This window comes from Streptococcus sp. HMSC36C04, assembly GCF_001839535.1.
Lineage (GTDB): Bacteria > Bacillota > Bacilli > Lactobacillales > Streptococcaceae > Streptococcus > Streptococcus hominis.
The window spans coordinates 21,002-27,838 of the sequence record NZ_KV841566.1; the positions used below are offsets into that span (position 1 = coordinate 21,002).

The following is a 6,837-nucleotide window of genomic DNA, read 5'->3' on the forward strand; positions in this document are numbered from 1 at the left end:
TCCTTCCTATCCAATAATAATATTTGCATTGGCAAATTTAATTGTGTCTTTTTTCTTCGGTTTTCGATTGGAAAGACTGACAATTAAGGTCAATGGTCCGATACGTCCGATAAACATCAAAAACATAATCACCGTTAAGGCAGCATGATTTAAAGTAGGTGTTAGATTTGCCGTTACGCCCACCGTTCCAAGAGCGGACATGGCTTCAAACATTAAGTAAATAAAACGATGTCCGTTATCAGCAACCATAGTCAAAAAAGTCAAGCCAATGATAAAGGTTGTTGTAAAGACAATCAAGACACTAAAGGCTTTTTGAATGGTAGAGGGAGAAAACGTATGGTGTCCAAAATTAGTATGAGGCAAGCCAAGAATTTCTGTCCGAGCAAAAGCTAATACAACTAAAAAAGTGGTAATTTTCAGCCCGCCCGCTGTTCCTCCGGGAGCACCCCCTAGAAACATTTGAATGATATAAAGGAGCAATGTGACTGGGCGAGCCTGTGTATAATCAATCGTTGCAAAGCCTGCTGTCCGCATGGTGACAGTTTGAAAGAAGCTGACTAACAGTTTTTTTCCAAAAGGAAGTTGCCCAATCGTAGCTGCATTTTGGTATTCTGTTAGAAATGTCAAGCAGGTTCCACTGATTAAGATGAAAGCTGTTAAAGCAAGAACCAATTTTGTGTGAAAGCGTAATTTCCGCTTGTGTCCTTTTGTCTGGATATTTGTTTTTAAGTCAAACCAAACTGAAAAACCCAAGCCTCCCATGATAATCAAGGCAGCAATGGTCAAATTGACCAAGGCATCTGTTTTATAAGCTAGCAAGCTAGTGCTTCCTAAGTTGTCAAATCCAGCATTACAAAATGCAGAGATAGCAAGGAAAATGGAGGTTAGAAGTCCTTTTCCCCATCCTAAAAGGGGGACAAAGCGAAAACTGAGGATAAATGCTCCAAGAGCTTCAATGCTGAAAGTAATGAGAAAAATGGAGCGAAGAAAGTCGCGAATAGAATTTGTCTCATCTCGACTAAGACTTTCTTGTAAAGTAGTACGATTGGAAAAACTGAGTTTCTGATTGGAGCGGACATAAATCAGCCCAATAAAGCTAATCAGCCCCAATCCGCCAATCTGAATGAGGAGCATACAGATAATCTGTCCCCAAACATTGTAAGTATCTGCAACAGACTGCGTAAAAAGCCCCGTCACACAAACCATTGAAACTGATGTAAAGAGGTGGTCAAAATAATTAGCTTTAGAAGTCGCTGTCTGCATAATAGGCAGATTTAAAAGAAGAGAGCCCACCACAATTACAAGGGCAAAGCTCAATAAAATGCGCCTAGCAGGAGATAATCTTGATAAAAAACGTGACATTTGTAATTTCCTTCATAGAATAATGACTTTATTTTACCACAAAGCAGCTTAAAAGACGAGAAGGAAGGCGTAAGAAGTCTAGTCCTTTTTTAAAAGTTTTCGACCGAAAAATATGCAACCAGCAATCACTGCCACATCTACCCAAAACAATATCGGATCTGTCAAGGTGAAGAAAAAGTAGAAGGAAATGATAAGGAGAATAGCTAGAAGAGGTAAGATAATTTTTTTGTATTGTTGAAGTTTCATTTGAATGTAGCCTTTCTATTTTTTACTTGTTCCCAAAAAGTGTGTTTAGGTCTGTCTTCAAAGCTAGTGCTAGGTTAATGCAAAGTTCTAGTGTGGGATTATATTTGTTGTTTTCAATCATGTTAATTGTCTGCCGCGAAACGCCGATTTGTTTGGCAAGGTCTAGTTGCGAGAGTCCTAGATTTTTTCGGAAATCTTTCACGTGATTCATGCATTTCTCCTTATCCTAGTGTCAAATATAAGTGACTTTTGTCCTTTTATTATAAATATACTTGTGAAATATGTCAAATATAATTGACAAAAAACTTTACATGATTCTAAAATTCTTTTTTTAAATCTTTGTGGTATAATAGTAAAGATATGACAAATGAATTTCATCATGTAACAGTTCTTCTGCACGAAACCATTGATCAACTTGATATAAAACCAAATGGAGTCTATGTTGATGCAACATTAGGTGGAGCAGGACATAGTGAATATTTATTGAGTAAATTAGGGAAAAACGGTCATCTATATGCTTTTGATCAAGATCAGACTGCTATTGAGCATGCTCAAAAACGCTTAGCGTCGTATGTTGAACAAGGAATGGTGACTTTTATCAATGACAATTTTCGTCATTTAAAAGCTCGCTTGAATGAGCTGGGTGTTGAAGAAATTGATGGTATTTGTTATGATTTAGGAGTTTCGAGTCCGCAACTTGATGAGCGTGAGCGTGGCTTTTCCTATAAACAAGATGCTCCGCTTGATATGCGAATGAATCGTGAGGCAAAGCTAACAGCATATGAAGTAGTTAATCAATATAGCTATCATGATTTAGTGCGGATTTTTTTTAAGTATGGAGAAGATAAGTTTTCAAAACAAATTGCTCGTAAAATTGAGCAAATGCGTGAAAAGAAACCGATTGAAACCACTACGGAGTTGGCAGAGATTATTAAATCTGCTAAGCCTGCCAAGGAATTAAAGAAAAAAGGTCACCCAGCTAAACAGATTTTTCAAGCCATTCGTATTGAGGTCAATGATGAGTTGGGAGCGGCAGACGAGTCCATTCAACAGGCGATGGATTTGTTAGCGGTTGATGGGCGGATTTCTGTGATTACTTTTCATTCGTTAGAAGACCGCTTGACCAAGCAACTTTTTAAAGAGGCATCAACAGTGGATGTGCCGAAAGGCTTACCATTTATTCCAGAGGATTTACAACCTAAAATGAAATTGGTTACTCGAAAACCTATTTTACCAAGTAAAGAAGAACTAGATAACAATAATCGCGCGCATTCAGCCAAGCTGCGTGTAGCGCAAAAAGTACATAAGTGAGGATTAAGATGGCAAATAATAGACCAAGAACGACTAGTCAGATACTTCAGGCGCGTATCCAAAGATTTTCTCGTGTTGAAAAGGCATTTTATGGCGCTATAGTCTTTACGGCAGTTATCTTAGCGACAAGCGTTGTCTTTATGCAAACAAAATTATTGCAGGTGCAACGTGATTTAACAACTGTCAATTCAAAAATTGAAGCAAAGCGCACAGAACTAGATGATGCTAAACAAGAAGTAAACGAATTGATTCGTAGTGAACGTTTGTCAAAATTAGCAAGTTCACAGGAAATGACTCAGAATAATGAAAATATCAGAACGGCGGAGTAGAGCATGAATGGACTCAGAAGACGAATTTTAAACCATGCTTTGAAAAATCGTAGGAATCCTGGTTACAACCGTAGACGAGTAGGGAAAAATCTAAGCGTTTTGACGGTTTTTGTCTTTTTTATTTTCCTAATCAATTTTGCAATTATCATTGGAACGGGAAAGAAGTTTGGTGTGAATTTAGCTGAACAGGCAAGTCAAGTGCATCAAATCACAAAGATCGTCCCAGCTAAACGTGGAACTATTTATGACCGTAATGGTTTGCCAATAGCTGAAGATGCAACTTCTTATAATGTTTATGCTGTTATTGATAAAAGCTATAAGTCAGCAACAGGAGAAATTCTCTATGTAGAAGAATCTCAATACGATAAGGTAGCTGATGTATTTAACAAGTATCTTGGTATGGATAAGGACTACGTCAAAAAACAACTATCTCGAAAAAAATTACAACAAGTTTCGTTTGGTGCTCAAGGGAATGGTATCAGTTATAGTAATATGAATACCATTCGTGAGGAATTGAAAAAAGCAAAAGTAAAGGGAGTTGATTTCACAACTAGTCCAAATAGAAGCTATAAAAATGGGAATTTTGCTTCTGTTTTTGTTGGATTGGCTCAGTTACAAGAAAATAAAGATGGTAGTAAAACACTTGTTGGAACAACAGGTTTAGAAGCTGCTTTAAACAAGACGTTAGCCGGAACAAATGGTGTCATCACCTATGAAAAAGATAAAAATGGAAATATAGTACCGGGCTCAGACAAGGTTTCAAGGCAAACACAAGATGGAAAAGATGTTTATACAACCTTATCCTCAGACCTACAGTCTTTCCTTGAAACGCGGATGAATGCTTTTGTGGAAAAAGCTAAGGGAACTTATGCCAGTGCCACATTAGTCAGTGCAAAAACTGGAGAAATTCTTGCAACGACGCAGCGTCCAAGTTTTGATGCTGATACGAAGCAAGATCTGACAAAAGACTTTGCTTGGTCTAGTGCTCTCTATCAAAATCAGTATGAACCTGGCTCAACGATGAAGGTCATGACACTAGCTGCAGCTATAGACAATAACACTTTCCCAGAAAATGAAACGTATAATAATAGTGGCTTACAAATTGCGGATGTAACGATTCGAGACTGGAATGTCAATATGGGACTTTCTGAAGGACAGACATTAACCTATGCTCAAGGTTTTGCTCTTTCTAGTAATGTGGGAATGGCTTCTCTTGAGAAAAAAATGGGTGACGAAAAATGGCTAGACTATCTTAGCAAGTTTAAATTTGGACTACCTACACGCTTTGGAATGAATTATGAAGATTACGGCGGTCTTCCAGCAGATAATATCGTTACGTATGCAATGAGTGCTTTTGGTCAAGGAATTTCGGTTACTCAAATACAAATGTTACGTGCTTTTTCTTCTATCGCCAATGATGGTGTAATGGTTGAACCAAAATTCATCAGTGCCATTTATGATTCCAAAAGCGGGAGTGCGCGTAAGGCTTCTACAGAAATTGTCGGGCACCCCGTTTCCAAAGATGCCGCTAAGTCAACGAGAGACCATATGGTGACTGTCGGTACAGATCCTATTTACGGAACATTATATAGCAAGGCAGAAGGTCCGATTATCAAAGTGCCTAATCAAAATGTGGCAGTTAAATCCGGTACAGCGCAGATTGCAGGAGAAAATGGCAGTGGTTATCTGACAGGGGCAAATGATTACATCTATTCTGTTGTGGCAATGACACCAGCAGAAAATCCTGATTTTATCATGTATGTAACTCTGAAACAGCCCTCAGAATCTTTCCAACCAATCTTCTGGAAAGAGGTGGTCAATCCGGTGTTAGAAGAAGCTGCAGCGATGAAGGATACGTTGAACTTGACGACGCAATCACCTGTTTTAAAGTCAGTTTCAAAAGAAATAACTTATAAAATGCCATCTACTAAAAATACCAGCCCTGGTGATTTAGCAGATGAGTTACGGCGCAATCTTGTACAACCTATTATCCTAGGTACTGGTAAAAATATTAAGAAAGTTTCTGTAAGAACAGGTGAAGCACTGAAATCCAATCAGCAAATCCTTGTCTTAACAGATCACTTTACTGAAATGCCGGATATGTACGGTTGGACCAAGAAAAATGCTGAAACATTCGGTGAATGGTTGGGCCTAAAAGTGCATGTTAAGGGTAAAGGCTCTAAGGTCGTTGCCCAAAGTGTCAAAACCAACGCATCACTCAAGAAAATAAAAGAAATAACAATTACATTAGGAGATTAGCATGTTACAAGCTATCGTTGCAGGTGTTGTGACCTTTATTCTAACTCTGGTTGGAATACCTGCTTTTATTCGTTTTTATCATAAAGCTCATATTTCTGGACAACAAATGCACGAGGATGTGAAGCAGCACCAAGCAAAAGCGGGAACTCCAACCATGGGTGGGACTGTTTTCTTGGTAGCCTCCGTTTTGTCCAGTTTTGTGATTGCACTTATATCAAGAGAACTCTCAAGCGCTGCTTTGATGATATTGTTTATTCTTGTTTTGTACGGTATTGTTGGTTTCTTGGATGACTTTTTAAAGATTTTTCGCAAAATAAATGAAGGCTTAAATCCCAAACAAAAATTGGTTCTTCAAATTATTGGTGGTATTGTTTTTTACTTTTTCTTTGATACTCATGGTGGCGGTGACTTACTCAATGTTTTTGGTTTCCCAGTTCATTTAGGTTATCTTTATATCGCTTTTGCCCTCTTTTGGCTGGTCGGTTTTTCCAACGCAGTCAATTTAACAGATGGTATTGATGGGTTAGCTAGCATTTCTGTTACAATCAGCTTAGCAGCTTATGCAGTTATTGCGACTGTTCAGCATCGTTTTGATATTTTAATTGTCATTTTGAGTATGATTGGCGGTCTGCTTGCCTTCTTCATTTTCAATCATAAACCAGCTAAAATTTTTATGGGTGATGTAGGGAGCTTAGCGCTTGGCGGTATGTTAGCAGCCATTTCGATGGCGCTTCATCAAGAATGGACGCTTCTCATCATTGGAATTGTCTATGTCTTTGAGACAACTTCGGTCATGATGCAGGTTTCTTATTTCAAATTGACCGGTGGTAAAAGGATTTTCCGGATGACACCAGTTCATCATCATTTTGAATTAGGTGGTTTGTCAGGACATGGTAAAGCTTGGAGCGAATGGAAGGTCGATTTCTTTTTCTGGGGCATTAGTCTTGTAGCTAGCTTACTAACACTTGCAATTTTATATTTATAAGAGAAACGAGGCGGGGACAATATTATTTCTGCCTCGCTTTTTTGTGACGAAAACTTCGTCCCTACCTCACTAGCCTTCTAGATTGCTGAATAACCACCCCTCTGAGAGATGGGGTTAGAAACTAAAAAATGTAAATTTTATCTCTGGATGTCTCTTTTTTTGTTTTTAAATAGCAGAAAATCCGAAAAATATATTAAAAAATCATGATTTTTCTTGTACTTATACGAAAAAAGTGTATAATAGGTTCAATATTTAGTTGAAGGAGGGGAGTAGTTGCTATCTTCATAAAGTAGAATGGCTTATTTTTTAACTTGATAAATTGCAAGAATAAGTGCAACATTTATT

The 6,837-nt window shown here is 37.9% G+C and carries 6 protein-coding genes; 4 read left to right on the top strand and 2 right to left on the bottom strand.

The features are described from left to right. Positions 1-6: 6 nt before the first annotated feature. A complete protein-coding gene (locus HMPREF3249_RS00705) occupies positions 7-1,362 on the bottom strand; it encodes a TrkH family potassium uptake protein (protein WP_059221159.1) in 1,356 nt (451 codons plus the stop codon). Positions 1,363-1,630: 268 nt separating this feature from the next. Then, positions 1,631-1,819: a helix-turn-helix transcriptional regulator gene (locus HMPREF3249_RS00710; RefSeq protein ID WP_049516887.1), complete on the bottom strand. Its 189-nt coding sequence runs from the start codon at positions 1,817-1,819 to the stop codon at positions 1,631-1,633. Positions 1,820-1,968: 149 nt separating this feature from the next. Here HMPREF3249_RS00710 and rsmH point away from each other — a divergent pair, with 149 nt between their 5' ends. From rsmH to mraY, 4 genes are read left to right on the top strand one after another with little or no spacing between them, the layout of a single operon-like run. Beyond that, a complete protein-coding gene (gene rsmH / locus HMPREF3249_RS00715; protein ID WP_059221157.1) occupies positions 1,969-2,919 on the top strand; it encodes a 16S rRNA (cytosine(1402)-N(4))-methyltransferase RsmH in 951 nt (316 codons plus the stop codon). Positions 2,920-2,927: 8 nt separating this feature from the next. Further along, on the top strand, positions 2,928-3,248 hold the full coding sequence (ftsL, locus tag HMPREF3249_RS00720; protein ID WP_070867440.1) for a cell division protein FtsL: 321 nt from the start codon (positions 2,928-2,930) through the stop codon (positions 3,246-3,248). Between the two features lie 3 nt (positions 3,249-3,251). Next, positions 3,252-5,507, top strand: a complete 2,256-nt coding sequence (gene pbp2X, locus HMPREF3249_RS00725; RefSeq protein ID WP_059221155.1) for a penicillin-binding protein PBP2X — start codon at positions 3,252-3,254, stop codon at positions 5,505-5,507. 1 nt (position 5,508) lies between these two features. Then, a complete protein-coding gene (mraY, locus tag HMPREF3249_RS00730) occupies positions 5,509-6,492 on the top strand; it encodes a phospho-N-acetylmuramoyl-pentapeptide-transferase (protein WP_049533333.1) in 984 nt (327 codons plus the stop codon). The last annotated feature ends 345 nt before the right edge of the window (positions 6,493-6,837 follow it).

Bases quoted from the DNA above. Each gene is read 5' to 3' on its own strand.
- HMPREF3249_RS00705 (WP_059221159.1), bottom strand. From the start codon at position 1,362: ATGTCACGTTTTTTATCAAGATTATCTCCTGCTAGGCGCATTTTATTG.
- HMPREF3249_RS00710 (WP_049516887.1), bottom strand. From the start codon at position 1,819: ATGAATCACGTGAAAGATTTCCGAAAAAATCTAGGACTCTCGCAACTA.
- rsmH (WP_059221157.1), top strand. From the start codon at position 1,969: ATGACAAATGAATTTCATCATGTAACAGTTCTTCTGCACGAAACCATT.
- ftsL (WP_070867440.1), top strand. From the start codon at position 2,928: ATGGCAAATAATAGACCAAGAACGACTAGTCAGATACTTCAGGCGCGT.
- pbp2X (WP_059221155.1), top strand. From the start codon at position 3,252: ATGAATGGACTCAGAAGACGAATTTTAAACCATGCTTTGAAAAATCGT.
- mraY (WP_049533333.1), top strand. From the start codon at position 5,509: ATGTTACAAGCTATCGTTGCAGGTGTTGTGACCTTTATTCTAACTCTG.